The organism is Paraburkholderia sp. IW21, assembly GCF_041321145.1.
Lineage (GTDB): Bacteria > Pseudomonadota > Gammaproteobacteria > Burkholderiales > Burkholderiaceae > Paraburkholderia.
The window spans coordinates 292,052-311,559 of the sequence record NZ_JBGGWA010000004.1 but is presented as its reverse complement, the minus strand read 5'-3'; the positions used below and the strand labels follow the sequence as shown (position 1 = coordinate 311,559).

Genomic DNA, 19,508 nt, shown 5'->3' with positions numbered 1-19,508 from the left:
TCAGTCCGGATCGATCTTGCGTTCGACTTTCAGCGGCGGTGCCCACGCGGGCATGGCTGCATCCTGTTCGTCGGTCGTGAGGCCGGGCACGCCGTGCACCGGATTGCCGAGCATCGGGAAACCGAGCTTTTCGCGCGAGTCGTAGTAAGCCTGTGCAACCAGACGCGACAGCGCGCGAATCCGGCCGATGTACGCTGCACGTTCCGTGACGGAGATCGCACCGCGGGCGTCGAGCAGATTGAACGTGTGGCCGGCCTTCAGCACCAGTTCATAAGCGGGCAGCGCGATCTGCGCTTCGATCATGCGCCGCGCTTCCGCTTCGTAGCTGTTGAAGAACGTGAACAGCAGATCGACGTTCGCGTGCTCGAAGTTGTAGGTCGACTGTTCGACTTCGTTCTGGTGGTACACGTCGCCGTACGTCAGGCGGCGCAGTTCCGGGCCGTTCGGGCCTTGCTCTTCCCACTCGGTCCAGACCAGGTCGTAGACGTTCTCGACCTTCTGCAGATACATCGCGAGACGTTCGAGACCGTAGGTGATTTCGCCGAGCACCGGCTTGCAATCCAGACCGCCGACCTGCTGGAAGTAGGTGAACTGGGTCACTTCCATGCCGTTCAGCCACACTTCCCAGCCGAGACCCCAAGCGCCGAGCGTGGGGTTTTCCCAGTCGTCTTCGACGAAGCGCACGTCGTTCTGCTTCAGGTCGAAGCCGAGTGCTTCAAGCGAGCCGAGGTAGAGGTCGAGGATGTTTTCCGGTGCCGGCTTCAGCACGACCTGGTACTGATAGTAATGCTGCAGACGGTTCGGGTTCTCGCCGTAGCGGCCGTCTTTCGGACGGCGCGACGGCTGCACATAGGCGGCTCGCCACGGTTCCGGACCGATTGCGCGCAGGAACGTATGGACGTGGGACGTACCCGCGCCGACTTCCATGTCGATCGGCTGGAGCAATGCGCAACCCTGCTTGTCCCAGTAGGACTGCAGGGTCAGGATGATTTGCTGAAACGTGAGCATGAAGTGCCTTTCGGGCATAGGGCCGCGCCGCAAACGCCAAAGCGCGCGAGCTGGCCGTGGAGCGAAGTGCTAAACCGGAGATTTTAACGGAAAGGGAGGGGGGCGTCCGTTTTGGCGGGGCGGCTGGTTCGTCAAACGACAACTTGTCGCCATGAGTGGCCCGTTGTCATTTGGTGCGGCCGGAAGAAATCAGCACCAGTAGCCTCAACGCGGCGGCAATGAAAAAGGCGTGAATCGTTCGCGCCTTTTCGTTAAACCGACGGCCTTACGCCGCGTAATCCTCGAACTCCCACTGAGCAAAACGAGCAATCTTTTTTGCCGTGGTCACCCAATCATCGCTACTGCACCGGCTCACGAGACGCTCAACGGCGCGCTTTATCGGGTCTACATCGTAATGGGACACGATGAGCATATGACGCCCCCAAGCCACGCCATCTTTCTCGCCTTCAATGTATGAGTCGAGCCAGGTCGGCGTGCAAACCAGTATCTGGAAGTCGTCTGCTGCCGGCGATCCGGATGTCCCGATCGTTACACGTATCCATGTGCCGAAGTTACTGATATCGGCAGGACGATAGTCGTCAAGAAAACTTTCGATTTCAACGGAATGGAATGTCTTGGCTTCTGCTTTCATGGCGCAATATTCAAATGACCATTCACGTATGACGGCCCGTTTGGCGAGGTTTCATTTCACATTTTTTGCCCTACTGAATCCATGAAAAACCCTACGCCCGATAACTCTCAAATTCCCATCTTGCGAAACGGCTCAACTTCAGGGCGAGAGCAGGCCAATCGTCCGCCATCATTCGATTGATACGATTCTGGAGGTAGGAGTGAATCATCGGCCAGTTGTAGCCGAAAACTATCAACAAGTTTTCACCTGGCACGGCGGTCTTTCCGGCATTCTGTTTAGTCAGCCAGCCTGGAGTACACACCGTCATCTGAAAAATGTCAGACGCGTTACTCCCTTCCGGCCCGATACGTAGCTCTATCGGGAAAGAAAAACAGGCTTCGTCTTCCGGCCAGTACGTTTCAAAGTCGACATCCGGAGAGTCGACCGACTTCAGTTCAGCACGCATCGTTGGTCCTATGGGCGTATGTTTAGATGAGCGTTACTTTTGCACTCACCGTGAGGAACAAGCCGTGGTTAAAATCTTGTCTGCACTTCTGTCGTAGCGTAGGGACTGTCCTTTGAGCTGGGAGGTCTATATCGCATCAAACCGTCTTCGCTGATCAGTATCGAGTCGTCACGACTAGACGCTCTGTAGTCCAGACCTGGGAAGACGACTGGCCCTTCACGCCGCAGCAACGAAAAAGGCACGATTGCTCGCGCCTTGGCTATTTTCCGCTTAACCCTGGTACGGGCGGTAGTCCTCGAATTCCCAGTGGGCGATTCGGCTCAGTTTCTGAGCGAGTGCTTCCCAATCATCGGCTGTATATGAACTAACGATCTCCCGGATCGCCGATAGGATTGCCGGCCAGTCATATCTGAAGACGACCAGCAACCCGGTCCCTACGACTGCTACTTTCCCTTGATTTTCCGTGGCGATCCAGGCGGGCGTACAGACAGTCATTTGGAAGAGATTTCCCCCTTGACATTCTTCGGACCCGATCACCATTTGGACCGGAAAGGAGAAGCAGTATTCGTCTTCTGGACTGTACTTATCGAAAATAATGTCTGCTGATTCAATGGATTTTAATTCTGCTCGCATTTTTTGCCCTATGGAAGAATGTTTAAATGACCGTTATTAATCCACTCTCCACGTGGAACGGTCCGCGACTCGAAATTGGCTTGAACGCCTGTCGTAGCCTGAGGACTGTTTGGCTTTCCGGTATGTCGTTTCTACAGCCGTAGCTGCCCATGCCGCTCGGCGTATTGCTCGCCACGTCAAGGCGACACATTGGCGTGCCCGGTGTCGCTCCCGACTTTGAGTAAAGCGACCAGCAGCTGTCATCCGCGTTTGCGCCGAATGCCACCAGTAACAGCATGAATCCGGTCAGCAGGCGGTACAGCATTCCCGCCGAGCCGCCAGGTAAATTTCGATCTTTCATTTCGCTCCTTTAGTTGTTGTTTATGCCGTTAGAGGCGTAAGCACTTTTAAGGAAAATGAAATATTTTGAAATCCGACAATTCCGAAAAATCTGATTGCGCTACCACTCCGCGGAGTCACACGCATGACTACCGTGTGACTCGCAATCCGAGCGATCTGAGAGCGCAGGGATCACGCGTGCGCTTGGACAACGCCCGGCGAACGGATATCAAAATGAGGAGCGGGCCATAAATGTGGTCATCCACAACGAAGGCGAGCATCCGGTTCGCGTCATTTTGGACAAGGACACGATCAACGATTCGCAGAGCGATGCGGGTGCAACGGTAGAATTGGGTGCACTTGGCGGCATCATCGGCGTGTAGCGACCGGGCGCTGGCTCGAAATGTTTGAAGAGCTTGCCGAGCGCGATAATTGTGTAGAAAAACATCGCGTTATCGGGTGTGTGGAGTAGTTTTGTTCGCACGTAGGTGTCCCCTAACTGCTCAAACTCATCAACGCATGCGTCGCCGAACTCGAATCCGTCACCTCGACAAACCCATCAATCTCCATCTCCAACTCCCGCGGCAGCGCGAGCATATTGCATGACAGCAGCCTGCCGTAAATATTCTCCGCGCGCCCGAAGAAATTCCCCGGATTGAACAAAGGCGGCAAATGCCACCACATCCGGTATTGCTTCGACCACAGCCACTCGATCAACGCCTGCGAACGATCGAGCCGGTCGTTCTCCACGTAAATCACCGGCCGCGAGCGGGTGATGGTTTCCTCGGCGCCCAGCAGCGCGCTCAACTCGTATCCTTCCACATCGAGCTTCAGCAGTCCCACGGTATGCGAACGCAGTACATCGTCCAGCCGCACGCACGGAACCGGGATCGTATCGGCCGCAGCCTCGGCCTGCATCGACACGCCGCCGAAATTGCCCGGTGCGTCATAGTCGGGTCGCGCAAAATGCAGCGTCCCTGCAGTCGCCCCACACGCATACGGCCAGGCCAGCACATTGCGTAAGCCGTTGGCCGCGAGATTCGCACACAGGTTCTGAAAGATCACAGGCTGCGGCTCGAAAGCGACCAGCACCTGACGGCGCGCCTGCGCTTCCCTTGCCAATACGATGGTATGTACGCCGATATTCGCGCCGACTTCCACGACGATGCCCGGTTGCACCAGCAACTGCCGCAGTACGGCGGATTCCAGCTCGCTGCATTCGCCGTATTCGATGAGTGCCCGGCCGAGATAGAAGTCGTTCGGATTGGCGAGCATCCAGCCATGACGGGTCTGGACGAGTTGTGTGTGCGTGCCGAGCGGCAGCGGAGCAGCAGGGGAAGAGGGTGTGACCATGAATGAGCAGCGAAAGAAGACCACGCGAATGTACGGCCCGCTGCAGTACTTGTATATAAGACGAGTTCTTAAGAATTCTTATTTTTCAGCAAGAACTCGCCGTCAAAATCTAAGACTCTGCGACGATCGACCCGCTAGCCGATCGCCTTCACCACTGAATCAAGTCGCAGCCAGTTCAACCTTCGGTGCAAACGAATCGCTTTGCGCCAAGGGCCAATATTTCTCGTACAGCGTGTAGCGATAGTTGCCCGTCAGCAGATCGTTCGGCTCAAGATACTTCAACAGCTCCGACATCAACTGCACCTCATGCGACGACACCCGCCGCACAATATGATGTGCGCGCAGTTCCGCCGGATGCTTGAGCCCCGCGGCCTGAATGATTTCCTTCAACGCGTGCAACGTGTTGTGATGAAAATTGAATACGCGGTCGGCCTTATCCGGTACCACCAAAGCGCGCTGACGCACGGGATCCTGCGTCGCGACGCCGGTCGGGCAGCGGCCGGTATGGCAGGTCTGCGCCTGGATGCAGCCCACCGCAAACATGAAGCCGCGCGCCGCGTTGACCCAATCGGCGCCGATTGCCAGCGTCCTGGTGATGTCGAACGCGGTAATCATCTTGCCGCTCGCGCCGATGCGGATGCGCTGACGCAAGCCGATGCCGATGAGCGTGTTGTGCACCAGCAGCAGGCCTTCCTGCAACGGCACGCCGACGTGATCGGTGAATTCCAAGGGAGCCGCGCCCGTGCCGCCTTCCGCACCGTCGACCACGATGAAGTCCGGCAAGATGCCCGTCTCCAGCATCGCTTTCGCGATGCCGAAGAATTCCCACGGATGCCCGATACACAGCTTGAACCCGGTCGGCTTGCCACCAGACAGCGTACGCAAACGCTCGACGAATTCGAGCAGGCCACGCGGCGTCGAGAATTCGGAGTGAGTAGCGGGCGAGATGCAATCGCGGCCCATCGGCACGCCGCGCGTCTCGGCGATCTCCGGCGTGATCTTCGCGGCCGGCAGCACGCCGCCGTGACCGGGCTTCGCGCCTTGCGAGAGCTTTACCTCGATCATCTTTACTTGCGGCTCGGCGGCTTGCCTCGCGAACTTCTCCGCGCTGAAGGTGCCGTCGTCGTTACGGCACCCGAAATAGCCCGAGGCGATTTCCCAGATGATGTCGCCGCCGTGCTCACGGTGGTATTTCGACATCGAGCCTTCGCCGGTGTCGTGCGCGAAGTTGCCTTTCTTCGCGCCGAGGTTCAGCGCCATGATCGCGTTCGCCGACAGCGAGCCGAAGCTCATCGCGGAGACGTTGAAGATCGACATCGAGTAAGGCTGCTTGCGGTCCGGCCCGACGACGATACGGAAATCGTGGTTATCGAGCGTGGTCGGCGCGAGCGAGTGACTGATCCATTCGTGCGCGACGGCTTTGACGTCGAGCTCGGTGCCGTACGGGCGGCTATCGACGTCGTTCTTCGCGCGCTGGTAGACGATGCTGCGTTGCGCGCGTGAGAACGGTTTCTCGTCGGTGTCGTCTTCCACGAAATACTGGCGGATTTCCGGCCGGATGAATTCGAACAGGAAGCGGAAGTGGCCCCACAGCGGATAGTTGCGCAGAATCGCGTGGCGTTCCTGCGTCAAATCGAACAGGCCGAGTGCGCCGAGCGCCACCGGCACGATGACCCAGAACCCTGAAATGTGATGCGTCGCGGCGAGTGCCGCGCAGATGGCGAGCAGAACGACTGCGCACCACATCGCCAGATAACGTCGAGAAAACATGAGGACTCCAGTGCAGTGAAGATCGTCACGGAGGGATCGTCGACGCTGTCGGCGTAGACGGAATCCGCCGCAAAGGGAAACGAACAACTGCTTTTTATGGTGCAGCTAGCTACGGCTTGAAGATGAAACGCGTGGGTGACGTGTGACGCTCGAAAATGAGGCATGAAGGTGAAGCGCTGCGGTGACAGCGAGCGCAGCCGCACGGTGAACCACCTCATGGCTCAGCGGGCGGTCAGCAGCGCGGCCTTTTGCGGTTGGCGCGCCACAGGCTGCCCGGTCACCGCGTGTTCGATGATGCCGCCGCCCAGGCAAACGTCGCCATCGTAGAGCACCGCGGATTGCCCCGGTGTCACAGCCCATTGGGCGGTGTCGAAATTCAGCTCGAAGAGACCTTCTGCGGCGCCCGCCGCACTGAACGTGCAGGCTGCATCCGCTTGCCGGTAGCGGGTTTTCGCGCCGCACGCGAAACCTTCCGACGGCGCTTCGCCCGCCACCCAGCTCGTATTGCCCGCGCTCAGCGTATGGCTTTGCAGCCACGAATGATCGTGCCCCTGCGCGACATACAGCGTATTCGACTCGATATCCTTGCCGGCGACGAACCACGGCTCGCCGCTGCCGTCCTTACTGCCGCCGAGGCCGATGCCCTTGCGCTGGCCGAACGTGTAGAACGCGAGGCCGATGTGTTCGCCGACCACTTTGCCGTCGGTGGTTTTCATCGGGCCGGGCTGGGTCGGCAGATAGCGGTTCAGGAAGTCGCGGAACGGCCGCTCGCCGATGAAGCAGATACCGGTCGAGTCTTTCTTTTTCGCATTCGGCAGCGCGATCTGTTCGGCGATCTCGCGCACTTTGGTTTTCGGCATCTCGCCTAAAGGAAACAGCGTCTTCGACAATTGCGCCTGATTCAGCCGATGCAGGAAGTACGACTGATCCTTCGTATGATCGAATGCCTTCAGCAGTTCGAAGCGGCCGTTGTTCTCGCGCACGCGGGCGTAGTGGCCGGTCGCGATGGTTTCCGCGCCGAGCGACATGGCGTGATCGAGGAAGGCCTTGAACTTGATTTCGGCGTTGCACAGCACGTCCGGATTCGGCGTGCGGCCGGCCGAGTATTCGCGCAGGAATTCGGCGAACACGCGGTCTTTGTATTCGGCGGCGAAGTTGACCGCTTCGACGTCGATGCCGATCAGGTCCGCCACCGAGACGACGTCGATCCAGTCCTGCCGCGTCGAGCAGTACTCGCTGTCGTCATCGTCTTCCCAGTTTTTCATGAACAGGCCGACCACGTCATAGCCCTGTTCCTTCAGCAACCACGCGGTAACCGACGAATCGACGCCGCCCGACATGCCTACTACGACTTTCTGCTTGCTCATAAGATGCTCACTGGGTACTGCGTGACTTCATTGATCGTGCGCCGACCGCGTTGCCCGGTCGCCTGATTGGCCGCTCATAACCGCTTAGGCCGTTTATGACGGGCCTAGGCCCGTTATGCCTGTTTATGCCCGACCGAATGCGTGTGCACGAAGTCGAGCGGGAAACGCCGCCCCGCGAGGTAATCGTCGAGGCATTGCATGACGAGCGGCGTGCGATGCCGTTCGGGACAGGCGCGCAACTCGTCGGCGCTCATCCACAGCGTGTGGACGATATCGGGATCGAGCGTGCGCTCCGCGTCCTGCTCGCCGCTCTTGCCGCAATAGGTGAAGCGCAGATACGTCACGCCTTCACTTTCGGGACGCTCGAAATGTGTCATGTACATGCCGACCAGCGCCTCGGGCGTGAACGGATGTGCGGTTTCTTCGAGCGTTTCGCGGATCACCGCTTCCAGAAGCGTTTCGCCTGCTTCCAGATGGCCGGCGGGCTGGTTCAGGCGCAGGCCGTCGACGGTATGTTCCTCGACCACGAGAAAGCGCCCGTCGCGCTCGACGATAGCCGCAACGGTGACGTGCGGCAGCCAGGTTTCCGGTTTCATGGGTGCGCATTTTACCGTTTATGGGCGTGGGCTGCCGGGAAGCGGGCAGCCAAGCCCCCCGGATTGTCCCCGATTTCGGCGCACCCCCCTCTTTCGGTTAAAGTGAGGCGTTAGCCGTTGCGCTAGCAAGCCGGCGTGCTTCGTCGGCGGGTCTGTCATAAATCAGGAAGTCGAGGAGAAACCACGATGCACATCGGAGTGCCAGCCGAGACGCGCGCGCACGAAACCCGCGTCGCCGCGACGCCCGAGACGGTCAGGAAGTACGTGACCCAGGGCCACCGGGTCACGATCCAGAGCGGCGCCGGTACCGGCGCGAGCTTTCCTGACGATGCCTTTATGGCCGCCGGCGCTGAAATCGTCGACGCGGCTACCGCGTTCGGCGCCGATCTCGTCCTGAAGGTCCAGTCTCCGACCGATGCCGAACTGCCGCTGCTCAAGCGCGGCGCGACGCTGGTCGGCATGCTCGATCCTTTTAACGCCGACAACGCGCTGAAACTCGCCGCGGCCGGCGTCACCGCGTTCGCGCTCGAAGCCGCGCCGCGCACCACGCGTGCGCAGAGCCTCGACGTGCTGTCGTCACAGGCGAACATCGCCGGGTATAAGGCAGTGCTGCTGGCGGCGACGCTTTATCCGCGCTTCATGCCGATGCTGATGACCGCCGCGGGCACCGTGAAAGCGGCGCGCGTGCTGATTCTCGGCGCGGGCGTGGCTGGTTTGCAGGCGATCGCGACCGCCAAGCGTCTGGGCGCGGTGATCGAAGCGTCCGACGTGCGTCCGGCGGTCAAGGAGCAGATCGAATCGCTCGGCGCCAAGTTTCTCGATGTCCCGTACGAAACCGATGAGGAGCGCGAAGCCGCGCAGGGCGTCGGCGGTTATGCGCGGCCGATGCCGCCGGGGTGGCTTGCGCGCCAGTCCGCATTGGTCCACGAACGGGCGAAGCAGGCAGACGTGGTGATCTCGACCGCCTTGATCCCGGGCCGCGCCGCGCCGACCTTGATCTCCGTCGAAACGGTGCAAGCGATGAAACCCGGCTCCGTGCTGGTGGACCTGGCGGCAGGACGCGGCGCCGAGTACGAAGGGCGGCGCGGCGGCAACTGTCCGTTGACCGAAGCAGACCAGGTCGTCACTCGGAACGGCGTGCAGATCGTCGGCTACACGAACCTGGCCTCGATGGTGCCCGCCGATGCGTCATCGCTGTACGCACGCAACCTGCTCGACTTCCTCAAGCTGATCATCACGAAGGAAGGCGCCCTGAACATCGATCTCGCGGACGACATCGTCGCGGCCACGCTGCTGGCCCGTGACGGCGAAGTCGCGCGCAAAGTCTGAAGCTAAATACTACCTAGGAGAGCGGCGATGGAAGTCATCAACCACACCGTCATCAACCTGATCATTTTCGTGCTGGCGATTTATGTCGGCTACCACGTCGTCTGGAACGTCACGCCTGCGCTGCACACGCCGCTGATGGCCGTGACCAACGCGATCTCGGCGATCGTGATCGTCGGCGCGATGCTGGCGGCGGGACTGACCTTGGGCACGCCCGGCAAGTTCTTCGGCACGCTTGCCGTCGCGCTCGCGGCGGTCAACGTGTTCGGCGGCTTTCTCGTCACGAGGCGAATGCTGGAGATGTTCCGCAAGAAGGAACCGAAGAAGCTCCCCGCGGCTGCCAAGGAGAAAGCGTAATGAGTCTGAACGTCGTCACGCTGCTTTATCTGGTCGCGTCGGTCTGTTTCATTCAGGCGCTCAAGGGGCTGTCGAATCCGAAGACGGCGCGCATCGGCAACACTTTCGGCATGGTCGGGATGGCGATTGCGATCCTCACGACCATCGCACTGATCGCGAGGCAAGCTTCCTCGCTCGGCTCCAATCTCGCGCTCGGGCTTGGCCTGCTGCTGGTCGCGCTGGTGATCGGCGGCGCGATCGGCGCGTTCGTCGCGGCGCGCGTCGAGATGACCAAGATGCCGGAACTGGTCGCGGCGATGCACTCGCTGATCGGTCTCGCTGCCGTGTGTATTGCGTATGCGGTGGTGTCGGAGCCGTCCGCCTTCGGCCTGGTCGACCCCGAGAATACGTTTCCGGGCTTCCTGCCCTACGGCAATCGCGTCGAACTGTTCATCGGCACGTTCGTCGGCGCGATTACGTTCTCCGGTTCGGTGATCGCATTCGGCAAGCTGTCGGGCAAGTACAAGTTCCGGTTGTTCCAGGGCGCACCGGTCGTCTATGCGGGACAGCACCTGATCAACCTGCTGCTCGCGCTCGCGATGCTCGGCTTCGGCGTGATCTTCTTCCTCACGCAAATGTGGTTGCCATTCATCATCATGACGCTGATCGCGTTCGTGCTCGGCGTGCTGATCATCATTCCGATCGGCGGTGCGGACATGCCGGTGGTGGTGTCGATGCTCAACTCGTATTCGGGCTGGGCGGCGGCGGGTATCGGCTTCTCGCTGAACAATCCCATGCTGATCATCGCCGGTTCGCTGGTGGGCTCGTCGGGTGCGATCCTGTCGTACATCATGTGCCGCGCGATGAACCGCTCGTTCTTCAATGTGATTCTCGGCGGCTTCGGCAACGAGCCGGGCGCGGCCGTGGCGGGCGGGTCGGCGGAGCAACGTCCGGTGAAATCCGGTTCGGCCGACGACGCGTCGTTCATGCTCGGCAACGCTGAAACCGTGGTGATCGTGCCGGGTTACGGTCTTGCCGTGGCGCGCGCGCAGCATGCGTTGAAGGAGTTGACCGACAAGCTGGTCGAGAAGGGCATCGAGGTGAAGTACGCGATTCACCCGGTGGCCGGACGGATGCCTGGACACATGAACGTGCTGCTCGCCGAAGCCGAAGTGCCGTACGACATGGTCTACGAAATGGACGAGATCAACGGCGAGTTCGGTCAGGTCGATGTCGTGCTGGTGCTCGGCGCGAACGACGTGGTGAATCCGGCCGCGAAGAACGATCCGAAGTCGCCGATCGCGGGGATGCCGATCATCGAGGCGTATAAGGCGCGCACGGTCATCGTGAATAAACGTTCGATGGCGGCAGGTTACGCGGGCCTCGACAACGACCTGTTCTACATGGACAAGACGATGATGGTGTTCGGTGACGCCAAGAAGGTGATCGAGGATATGGTGAAGGCGGTGGAATAGCGGGTCACTGTGCTACGCGGCCTGCCTCGCGGCGGGCCGCGAACCTCACCGAGGCTTCGCATTGACGTGCCGCAGCAAATCCGCCAGCCGTCGTCCTTCCTGATCCGGATACGGTTCGAGCACCTGAAGATCCTGGATCTTCTCCAGCCCGAAATTGCGGAAATCGCTCCGCAGTTCGCACCATGCGCCGAGCGTCCAGCGCGCGCCCCAATAAGCAAGCGCGAGCGGCCACACACGCCGTTCGGTGGCTGCGCCGTTCGCGTCGGTATAGGCAAAGCTCACTACCTGGCGTGCGTCGATCGCGCGATGCAACGCGTCCACCTTCGCCGAGAAATCCGCTTTGATGTGAAACGACGGCGCGAAGATCGGAAGACGTTCAAGCGTCGCGCGCTTGTCGGCAGGCATTGCCGAGGCGATCTTCGCCAATGCCCCGCGTGCGCCGCTTGCAAAGCCGGCGCCCCCCCACGATTCGAGCATGCGCGCGCCCGCGGCGAGTGCGGCCAGTTCATCGGCGGTGAAGGTGAGCGGCGGCAAACTCGCCGCGCGGCTCAGCCGGTAGCCGATGCCGGCTTCACCTTCGATCGGCACCCCTGACAATTGCAGATCGCGCACGTCGCGGTAGACCGTGCGCAACGAGATATTGAGCCAGTCGGCGAGTTGTTGCGCGGTGGTCAGGCGACGTCCGCGCAGCAGTTCGGCGATCTGGAACAGGCGGTCGGCGCGGCGCGTCATCGTGGGCGTCTTGTAGAAAAGGACGGGGACAGTCCCGCGATGATAGCGCCGCATGCCGCGCCCCGGTCAGCCTTCTGCGCGGCGCTGGCTGGCCGCCGCGCCGGCGCGCCGCGTGGCGTTAACCGTTGGTCCGCGAATGCAGACCGAGGCGGTTGCCTTCCGTGTCGGTGAAGAATGCGATGTAACCGATGTCCTGCGGCAGCTTGATCACCGGACCATCGGTTCTGCCACCGGCCTTTTCGACACGGGCGAGTACGGCGTCGACATTGGGTTGCGCGTTCAGGTAGACGAGCACGCCGTCCACGGAGGGCGTCATCGACGGGCTGTGGATGATCGCGCCGCCGGTGGCCGGTTCCTCGTAGCCGAAGATCGCGATCGGCTGGCCGCCGATTTCCTGGCGATCCAGTTTGACGTCGAGCGCGGTTTCGTAAAAACGAACGGCGCGATCGAAATCGACGGACGGAATCTCGAACCATGCAACAACTTTGGATGATGCGGACATGACACTCTCCTGTGGATGGCGGGTAAGCCGTGCAAAGCGCCGGATGGCGTGAGAAGAAGTGTGCGGGGGTGCTACTGACAGCGTAGTGTCAGTAGGGTGTGGCAGGAGGTGCGAAAGCGGAGGCAGGCCAACCGGCGTACGGCGAAAAAAAACCGCGGAACACGTCCGCGGCTTTCGGTGCTGCACTGCGACGGCTTAAGCGGCGGGCGTATCGTTGTTCTGTGGCCGCTGGCGAACGCTGCCCGCGATCAGATCGAAGCGGAACAGCCGGCATTCGAGCGCGCCATTGAAGAGCGGCGTCTTGGTCGATTCACGCAGACGCAGTTGACCAGGCAGCTTGCGATCCGACGTCAGGATGAATGCGTGCCAGCCGGTGAAGCGCTGCTTCAGCGCATCGCCGAGCGACTGGAAAAACTCGCTGTCCGGTGCTTCTTCCTGGGCGCGGTGGAAGCCGTCATCTTCGCGGCCTTCGCGAGTGGCGCGGCCTTCGCGGATTTCGCCACGCGCATTGCGGCCGCGCACTTCGATCCGCTCGCCATACGGCGGATTGGCGACGAGGATGCCGGGTTCCGTTGATGGCGCTGTCATGCCGCGCGCATCGACCTGCTTGAGCGGAATGGTCGGCAAGCCGGCGCGCTGGAAGTTCGCGCGCGCCTTGTCGAGCATGTCGCCGGAAATGTCGCTGCCGAAAATCTGCAGATCGGCGCGCGAGTTGCGGGCGGCGTGCTTCGCGTCCAGCGCGGCGGCCTTCAGCGTTTGCCAGGTCTTGGCTTCGTATTGCTTGAGCTTTTCGAAGCCGAAGCGGCGTTCGGCGCCCGGGGCGATATCCAGTGCCACTTGCGCGGCTTCCGCGAGGAAGGTGCCGCTGCCGCACATCGGGTCGTACAGCGGGGTGCCGGCGGTCCAGCCGGTCAGACGCAGGATGCCCGCCGCCAGATTCTCGCGCAGCGGCGCCGCGCCCTTGTCCAGGCGCCAGCCGCGCTTGAAGAGCGGATCGCCGGAGGTGTCGAGATAGAGCGTGCAATCGGTGGCGGTGAGGAACGCGAACACTCGCACGTCGGGCATGGCGGTGTCGATGTTCGGACGCGCGCCGCTGACTTCACGCAGACGGTCGCAGATCGCGTCCTTGACACGCAGCGTCGTGAATTCGAGGCTGCGCAGCGGCGACTTGATCGCGGTGACGTCCACCCGCAGCGTTTCGTTCGCCGAGAACCACTGCTCCCAACGCTGTTCGAGCGCGAGCGCGTAGATGTCCTGTTCGCTGCGATATGGTCGATGCGCGATTTTCAGCAACACGCGGCTCGCGAGACGCGAGTGCAGGTTGGCGGCCATGCCGGCGGCCCAGCCGCCGCGGAAATGCACGCCGCCCGGCACTTGCGCGCCGGCCGTGAACGGTGCGCCGTTCAGGTGCTTCGCGGCAATTTCGGCGAGTTCGGTGGCGAGCGAGGCTTCAAGGCCGCGCGGACAGGGGAGGAAGAAATCGAAGGACATTGAGGTTGCCGGAAGGCGTTAGATAAGGCGCTATTGTACGCGGTCGGAATGGGAGGCCGGTTTCATCGGCCACCCCGGTTCGAGCGGATGCTTGAGCACCCGTCGCCAGATCGCGCCGCGCAGCGGACTTACGGCATTGCGCCGCAAGTCGCGCGATTTTACGGCCATGTAGAAGGCGAGCCTTCAACTCCCCGCAGCGGCCAACCCAACACCAGAAGGACAACCCGGCACGGCAAACGCAGTCCCCTTACCAGCAGACCGACCCTTACCCTGCGGAGCAAGAGAAGCCATAGCCCGCACAGCAGCAGCAACCTGCAGGGAAATCTGCTGCAACGCCTGCCGGTGCCCGCTAACAAGAGCGTCGTAGCCGCCGCCAACCGGCTCACTGACCACACTCCGACAGGTCATCACAGCGGCACTACGTACAGCCCTCACACTCCAAACCGCATCGATCAAGGCATGCGACCCGGGCCATGACTCGAACCGCTGCACATTCATGCTGACCCGATACACAGGTGTCGCATCCGGATAAGCCGTGCCATACACATCGATCGTGCCGAGCTGCTGCGTGAGACTAGTCGACAAAGCCCGACGAATCTCATCACCCGGCAACGAAGCCCAACGCTCCTGCTCAAGCACCTGAACCTGCGTCGGTCCGGTCTGCACGACAAGCTGATTCTTCGCCACTTGCGGCGGCACATCGATCGGCGCGACTTCGATCAGCCAGGCCGGCGCGGCCGAGGTCCGAGCGCTAACCGGCGCCGCGGAGCCAGCGGGAACGCCATCAGCACCCAGCGTATAAAAGCGGCTCGACGGCGACGAACACGCCGCCATCGCCACCAGTCCGGCCAGAGCGCCGACATACACAGCGCCGCGCACGAGCCCGCGCGGCGGGCGGGGGAGCCGGGCAAACGTCATGGTTTATCTCCTGTTTTACCGCGCAACAGCGATTCCGGATGACGCTCCAGATAATCCGACAACGCATTCAGCGACTGCAACGTGCGCGTCAGTTCCTGCAACGCCTGGTGAACATCCGACTGCAACGGCGAGTCCTGCTGCAATGTCGCCTCGGCCGAACCGAAGGTCTGCTTCGCCGCAGCCAGCGTGTCGCGTGCCTCCGGCACGACTTCCTTGTCGAGTCGCGTGAACAGCTGGTCGGCATTCTTCAACGCGCTGTTCAGGTTGGAGCCGATCTGGTCGAACGGCACCTTGTCGAGCTTCTTCGCAATGTCGGCAACCTGCAGCTGCAGTTCGTCGAGCGAGTTCGGAATGGTCGGCAGCTCCAGCGGATCGCCCGTTACGTCAACCGTGGCCGGCGGCGCTTTCGGGAAGATATCGAGCGCCACGTACAACTGGCTCGTAATCAGATTGCCGGTGCGCAACTGGCCGCGCAGACCGTGCTTCACGAGTTGTTGCAGCATGGTTTGACCCGCGAGGCTGCCCGGTATCGGTGCCGTCTCGCGGAAGCGCTTGCCGAGGCGGTCCGGATACAGGTTCATCGTCACCGGCATCGTGAAGCTGCGTTTCTTCGGATCGTAGTCGATGCCGATGTTGGTCACCTGGCCCAGCACGATGCCGCGGAAATCGACCGTCGCGCCAATCGACAGCCCACGCAGCGACTGATTGAAGTTCATGACCACACGCAATGGCACGCCGTCCGGTTCGCGCATCGCGTCCTGTTCATCCGAGCCGAGGCGGAACGTCATGTTGTCCGGCGCCTGAGCGCCCATGCTCTGAGCCGGCGGCGACTGGAACGACAAGCCGCCGACGATCACCGTCGCGAGCGATTGCGTATTCAGCTTGAAGCCGCTCGAGTCGAGCCGCAAATCGACACCGCTCGCATGCCACCAGCGCGTATTGGTGCCGACGTACTGATCGAACGGTGCGGACACGAAGACCTGCATCGTCACGCCGGTGCCGTCCTTGTCGAGCGAGAAGCCGACCACCTGCCCGACCTGCACGCGACGATAGAAAATCGGCGAGCCGATATCGATCGAGCCGAGCGAATCGCCGTGCAGGATGTACTGATGGCCCTTCTGGTCGCCGGTAATCGGCGGCGGCGTTTCGAGGCCGACGAAGTTTTTCTCGGAGTCCGACGAGTGGCCGGCGTCCGCGCCGATGTACGCGCCTGACAGCAGCGTGGTCAGTCCGGACACGCCGCTCGCGCCGATCCGCGGCCGCACCACCCAGAAGCGCGAATCCTTGACTGCGAAGTTGTCACCTTCCTTGGTGAGCTGCACCTGCACCAGCACGTGCGACAGATCTTTCGACAGCTTGATGCTCTTCACCGCGCCGACGTCGACGTCCTTGTATTTGACCTTGGTCTTGCCGGGCTCGAGGCCCTCGGCGCTGACGAACGTAATTGTGATGGTCGGGCCTTTTTCGGTCACCGACTTGATCACGAGCGCGAGGCCGATCAGCGCCGCGATCAGCGGAATCACCCAGACGAGCGAAGGCAGCCAGCGGCTGCGCGGTTCGATCTCGGGATCGGGTAGTTCAGGGGGAAGCCTGGGTCCGTTCGAATCGTTGCGCGGCGCATCGGAGGCGGGCGTCGGTCCTTGCGAACTAGTCATGGTCGAGGTCCTGAGGTTTTGGGGTGCTGCCTTCCACGTTGTCCCAGATGAGCCGTGGATCGAATTGCATGGATGCCATCATGGTCAGAATCACCACCGAACCGAAGGCAATGGCACCTGGGCCGGCCGTGATGACGGCAAGCGATTTGAAGCGCACGAGCGCGACGGTCAGCGTGACGACGAACACGTCGAGCATCGACCAGCGCCCGATCCGTTCGACCATCCGGTAGAGCGTGGTGCGTTGCTCGGGCCGCCAGCGCGAGCGGCGCTGCGCGGTGGCGGTGAGCAGCACCAGTACGCTCAGTTTGAGCATCGGCACCATGATGCTGGCAATGAACACGATCACGGCCAGCGGCCAGTCGCCCGAGGTCCAGAAATACACGACCCCGCTCATGATGGTGTCGTCTTCCGAGCCGAGCAGCGACGACGTGTGCATGACCGGCAGCAAGTTCGCGGGAATATACAGCAAGGCCGCCGCGATGAGCAGCGCCCAGGTGCGCATCAGGCTATCGGGGGTGCGCACGTGAAGGATGGAACCGCAACGGCCGCAGTGCTGCGGCGTGACGGAGCGGATTCGCGGCTCGATGCGTCCGCACGCATGGCAGGAGACCAGACCTGCGCGCTTCGCGGTGATGTATTTCATCGTGCGCTCATCCCTGATGCGGCGCCGGCGGCACGCCTGACGGCAATGCGGATTGCGCCGCGGGAGGCGCGGGCGGCCCGGCAACCGAACTGACGGCAGCCGCTGCGCTGTCCGCGGAAGTGTGCGGCAGCGGCCGTTGGCCGTGGTCGCCTATTTCGTCGGCGAGGTCCCACAGAATGCGCGGATCGAACGTGACGACTACCGCGAACATCAACGTCAGCACGCCGAACGCGAACAGCGCCGCTTCCGGAATCACGCGCGCGAGACTCACCATCTTCACGATCGTGACCAGCACGCCAAGCATGAACACTTCAATCATGCCCCACGGCCGCACGAACTGAATGGCGCGCAGCACGCGGTTGAAGGCGGGTGGCACATAGCCGGCGCGCAGCGGGACCAGGACATAGAGCAGCGCGACCAGTTCGGTCAACGGGAACAGAATGGTCGAACAGAACACCATGACCGCGACGATTTGCATGTCCTCGTTCCACAGCGCGACGAGCGCGCCGAACAGCGTGGTCTGCGAGGTGATGCCGTTGGTTTCGAGTTCGACGATCGGGAAGCCCTGGGCGATCACGAAGGTGATCAGGGCGGCCAGCGTCATCGCGCAGATGCCGTCGAGCTTGCGGGAGACACCGCGATAGAGCGTCGCACCGCAACGCTGACAGCGCGCGACCCTCCGCCCGACAAGCCGTGGCTTGCGGAACAGCGTATCGCACTCATGGCACGCGATCAGGTTGTCATGTTCCATACGGCAGAAGGGCTAACGACGTGAGAGGCGTGCAATGCCGGGTTCAGGGCAGGGCCGGCGAAAATGTGGAGCAATAGTACCAAACGCGCTTCGTCGCTGGGCATGCCATTGCACCCGGTGCAGTGGGCGAGCGAGCCGACGTCGGCATCAGGACCAGTCTTACATAAATTTCCTTAGTTCTGACAGTGTCGTCCCCAATTTTTCAAACCGGTTTACACGCAAGGAAACTTTCCGGGCGGCCACATGGGGTGGCCGCAGCCAACTTTTTACGCTTGGGGTAGCATGGCGACCCTGGCGTCTGCCGAGGCCCTCATGCTTGCTATTGAATCGCTCGATGCAGCATGCATCGACATTGGAATAGCAGGGCCGGCTGGGCCGTTAACCTTTCTTAGCTCGCGTAGGCCTGTCATGGCACTCAATCCTTCTTTCGGCGACCGGGAGTCGTACACGCCGACTGCCATCGCCTTTCACTGGCTGATCGCGTTGCTGATCGTATGCGGCTTCGCGCTCGGTTGGGTGATGACCGACATCCCCGGCTTCACGCCCACCAAGCTGCGCTATTTCTCCTGGCACAAATGGATCGGCGTGACGGTGTTCGCGCTTGCCGTGCTGCGCATTCTGTGGCGCGCCACCCACGCGGCCCCGCCGATGCCGCGCCGCATGCCGGCCTGGCAGCGCGGCGCCGCGCATCTCACGCATCTGCTGCTGTACGTGCTGATGATCGTGATTCCTGTATCCGGCTATCTGTATAGCTCGGCGGCCAACGTGCCGGTGGTGTATCTCGGCCTGATTCCGCTGCCGCGCCTGATCGCACCCGACCCGCATCTCAAGGAACTGCTGAAGAACGTGCATATCGCGTTGAATTACACGTTGCTCGTGCTGGTCGCGCTGCACGTCGTGGCGGCGCTCAAGCATCAATGGCTGGACCGCGACGGCCTGCTGTCGCGCATGCTCCCTTTCATCAAATAAGGATAACCATGAAAGTTTCGTTTTATCGCTACATGCTCGCCGCGTTCGCAGCGGCCTCACTGACCGCCGCCGGCAGCGCGCTCGCGCAAGTCGACGTCGCAAAGAGTTCGGTGACGGCAACGTCGAAGCAGATGAATGTGCCGGTGGAAGGCAAGTTCGGTAAATTCACCGCGCAGGTAAAGTTCGATCCGGCAAAGCCGGCCGAGGGCAGTGCGCAGTTCAGCATCGACGTCGGCAGTTACGACCTCGGGGACGAAAGCTACAACGACCAGGTGCGCGGCAAAGACTGGTTCGACGCGAAGACCTATCCGACTGCAACCTTCGTGTCGAGCGCGATTGCGCCGGCCGGCGGCAATCAGTTCAAGGTCACCGGCAAGCTGACCATCAAGGGTAAATCGCAGACCGTCGTGGTACCGGTCACGGTCACCCAGCAGGGCGCGACGCAGACGTTCGACGGCTCGTTGCCGATCAGGCGCTCGCAATTCGACATCGGCACCGGCGAATGGAAAGACACCTCGGTGGTTGCCGATGACGTGGTGATCAAGTTTCATATCGTTGCAGCACATAAGTGACGTTCGCTGTGCCGCCG

Annotated in this window: 22 protein-coding genes; 6 read left to right on the top strand and 16 right to left on the bottom strand. The window is 61.6% G+C overall.

Features of this window, described 5'->3' with window-relative positions; genetic code table 11:
* The 5 genes from glyQ to ACAX43_RS11840 form a co-directional block, all read right to left on the bottom strand.
* Positions 1–1,008, bottom strand: a complete 1,008-nt coding sequence (gene glyQ, locus ACAX43_RS11860) for a glycine--tRNA ligase subunit alpha (protein WP_370708849.1) — start codon at positions 1,006–1,008, stop codon at positions 1–3.
* Positions 1,009–1,273: 265 nt separating this feature from the next.
* The gene (locus tag ACAX43_RS11855; protein ID WP_370708584.1) at positions 1,274–1,639 is read right to left on the bottom strand and encodes an immunity 8 family protein; all 366 of its coding nucleotides are present in this window, start codon (positions 1,637–1,639) and stop codon (positions 1,274–1,276) included.
* Positions 1,640–1,730: 91 nt separating this feature from the next.
* A complete protein-coding gene (locus ACAX43_RS11850) occupies positions 1,731–2,084 on the bottom strand; it encodes an immunity 8 family protein (RefSeq protein WP_370708583.1) in 354 nt (117 codons plus the stop codon).
* A gap of 270 nt (positions 2,085–2,354) precedes the next feature.
* On the bottom strand, positions 2,355–2,717 hold the full coding sequence (locus ACAX43_RS11845; protein WP_370708582.1) for an Imm8 family immunity protein: 363 nt from the start codon (positions 2,715–2,717) through the stop codon (positions 2,355–2,357).
* 22 nt (positions 2,718–2,739) lie between these two features.
* A complete protein-coding gene (locus ACAX43_RS11840; RefSeq protein ID WP_370708581.1) occupies positions 2,740–3,057 on the bottom strand; it encodes a hypothetical protein in 318 nt (105 codons plus the stop codon).
* 232 nt (positions 3,058–3,289) lie between these two features.
* Between ACAX43_RS11840 and ACAX43_RS11835 the strand changes: the two genes are divergently transcribed.
* The gene (locus ACAX43_RS11835) at positions 3,290–3,418 is read left to right on the top strand and encodes a hypothetical protein (RefSeq protein ID WP_370708580.1); all 129 of its coding nucleotides are present in this window, start codon (positions 3,290–3,292) and stop codon (positions 3,416–3,418) included.
* 112 nt (positions 3,419–3,530) lie between these two features.
* Here ACAX43_RS11835 and ACAX43_RS11830 read toward each other — a convergent pair whose 3' ends face one another.
* The 4 genes from ACAX43_RS11830 to ACAX43_RS11815 form a co-directional block, all read right to left on the bottom strand.
* Positions 3,531–4,388 (bottom strand): FkbM family methyltransferase, encoded by an 858-nt coding sequence (locus ACAX43_RS11830; RefSeq protein WP_370708579.1) that lies wholly within the window; start codon positions 4,386–4,388, stop codon positions 3,531–3,533.
* A 159-nt stretch (positions 4,389–4,547) separates the two neighbouring features.
* Positions 4,548–6,158 (bottom strand): FMN-binding glutamate synthase family protein, encoded by a 1,611-nt coding sequence (locus tag ACAX43_RS11825; RefSeq protein WP_370708578.1) that lies wholly within the window; start codon positions 6,156–6,158, stop codon positions 4,548–4,550.
* 221 nt (positions 6,159–6,379) lie between these two features.
* Complete coding sequence (mnmA, locus tag ACAX43_RS11820; RefSeq protein ID WP_370708577.1) at positions 6,380–7,525, bottom strand: tRNA 2-thiouridine(34) synthase MnmA; 1,146 nt, start codon at positions 7,523–7,525, stop codon at positions 6,380–6,382.
* Positions 7,526–7,638: 113 nt separating this feature from the next.
* Positions 7,639–8,121, bottom strand: a complete 483-nt coding sequence (locus ACAX43_RS11815; RefSeq protein ID WP_370708576.1) for an NUDIX hydrolase — start codon at positions 8,119–8,121, stop codon at positions 7,639–7,641.
* Between the two features lie 186 nt (positions 8,122–8,307).
* On the opposite strand from ACAX43_RS11815, the gene ACAX43_RS11810 reads away from it, so the two are divergent.
* The 3 genes from ACAX43_RS11810 to ACAX43_RS11800 are packed head-to-tail and all read left to right on the top strand — an operon-like array spanning position 8,308 to position 11,258.
* Entirely contained in the window at positions 8,308–9,450 is a 1,143-nt protein-coding gene (locus ACAX43_RS11810; protein ID WP_370708575.1) for a Re/Si-specific NAD(P)(+) transhydrogenase subunit alpha, read from the top strand.
* 27 nt (positions 9,451–9,477) lie between these two features.
* Positions 9,478–9,804, top strand: coding sequence for an NAD(P) transhydrogenase subunit alpha (locus ACAX43_RS11805; protein WP_370708574.1), 327 nt, complete (start codon positions 9,478–9,480; stop codon positions 9,802–9,804).
* On the top strand, positions 9,804–11,258 hold the full coding sequence (locus ACAX43_RS11800; RefSeq protein ID WP_370708573.1) for an NAD(P)(+) transhydrogenase (Re/Si-specific) subunit beta: 1,455 nt from the start codon (positions 9,804–9,806) through the stop codon (positions 11,256–11,258). Before ACAX43_RS11805 ends, ACAX43_RS11800 begins: the two co-directional genes overlap by 1 nt.
* A 45-nt stretch (positions 11,259–11,303) precedes the next feature.
* Here ACAX43_RS11800 and ACAX43_RS11795 read toward each other — a convergent pair whose 3' ends face one another.
* From ACAX43_RS11795 to ACAX43_RS11765, 7 genes are all read right to left on the bottom strand, one after another.
* Positions 11,304–12,044 carry a helix-turn-helix transcriptional regulator gene (locus ACAX43_RS11795; RefSeq protein WP_370708572.1) on the bottom strand — a complete coding sequence of 247 codons (741 nt, stop codon included), beginning with the start codon at positions 12,042–12,044 and terminating at the stop codon, positions 11,304–11,306.
* 64 nt (positions 12,045–12,108) lie between these two features.
* Entirely contained in the window at positions 12,109–12,492 is a 384-nt protein-coding gene (locus ACAX43_RS11790; RefSeq protein WP_370708571.1) for a VOC family protein, read from the bottom strand.
* A gap of 195 nt (positions 12,493–12,687) precedes the next feature.
* Positions 12,688–13,983 (bottom strand): class I SAM-dependent RNA methyltransferase, encoded by a 1,296-nt coding sequence (locus ACAX43_RS11785; protein WP_370708570.1) that lies wholly within the window; start codon positions 13,981–13,983, stop codon positions 12,688–12,690.
* A 183-nt stretch (positions 13,984–14,166) separates the two neighbouring features.
* The gene (locus ACAX43_RS11780; protein WP_370708569.1) at positions 14,167–14,901 is read right to left on the bottom strand and encodes a membrane integrity-associated transporter subunit PqiC; all 735 of its coding nucleotides are present in this window, start codon (positions 14,899–14,901) and stop codon (positions 14,167–14,169) included.
* A complete protein-coding gene (locus tag ACAX43_RS11775) occupies positions 14,898–16,556 on the bottom strand; it encodes an intermembrane transport protein PqiB (protein WP_370708568.1) in 1,659 nt (552 codons plus the stop codon). The genes ACAX43_RS11780 and ACAX43_RS11775 overlap by 4 nt, the downstream gene beginning before the upstream one ends.
* Complete coding sequence (locus ACAX43_RS11770) at positions 16,549–17,199, bottom strand: paraquat-inducible protein A (RefSeq protein WP_370708567.1); 651 nt, start codon at positions 17,197–17,199, stop codon at positions 16,549–16,551. Before ACAX43_RS11770 ends, ACAX43_RS11775 begins: the two co-directional genes overlap by 8 nt.
* A 7-nt stretch (positions 17,200–17,206) precedes the next feature.
* On the bottom strand, positions 17,207–17,950 hold the full coding sequence (locus tag ACAX43_RS11765) for a paraquat-inducible protein A (RefSeq protein WP_370708566.1): 744 nt from the start codon (positions 17,948–17,950) through the stop codon (positions 17,207–17,209).
* 408 nt (positions 17,951–18,358) lie between these two features.
* On the opposite strand from ACAX43_RS11765, the gene ACAX43_RS11760 reads away from it, so the two are divergent.
* Both ACAX43_RS11760 and ACAX43_RS11755 read left to right on the top strand, forming a co-directional pair.
* Positions 18,359–18,919, top strand: coding sequence for a cytochrome b (locus ACAX43_RS11760; protein ID WP_370708565.1), 561 nt, complete (start codon positions 18,359–18,361; stop codon positions 18,917–18,919).
* An 8-nt stretch (positions 18,920–18,927) separates the two neighbouring features.
* Positions 18,928–19,491 carry a YceI family protein gene (locus ACAX43_RS11755; protein WP_370708564.1) on the top strand — a complete coding sequence of 188 codons (564 nt, stop codon included), beginning with the start codon at positions 18,928–18,930 and terminating at the stop codon, positions 19,489–19,491.
* Positions 19,492–19,508: the final 17 nt, after the last annotated feature.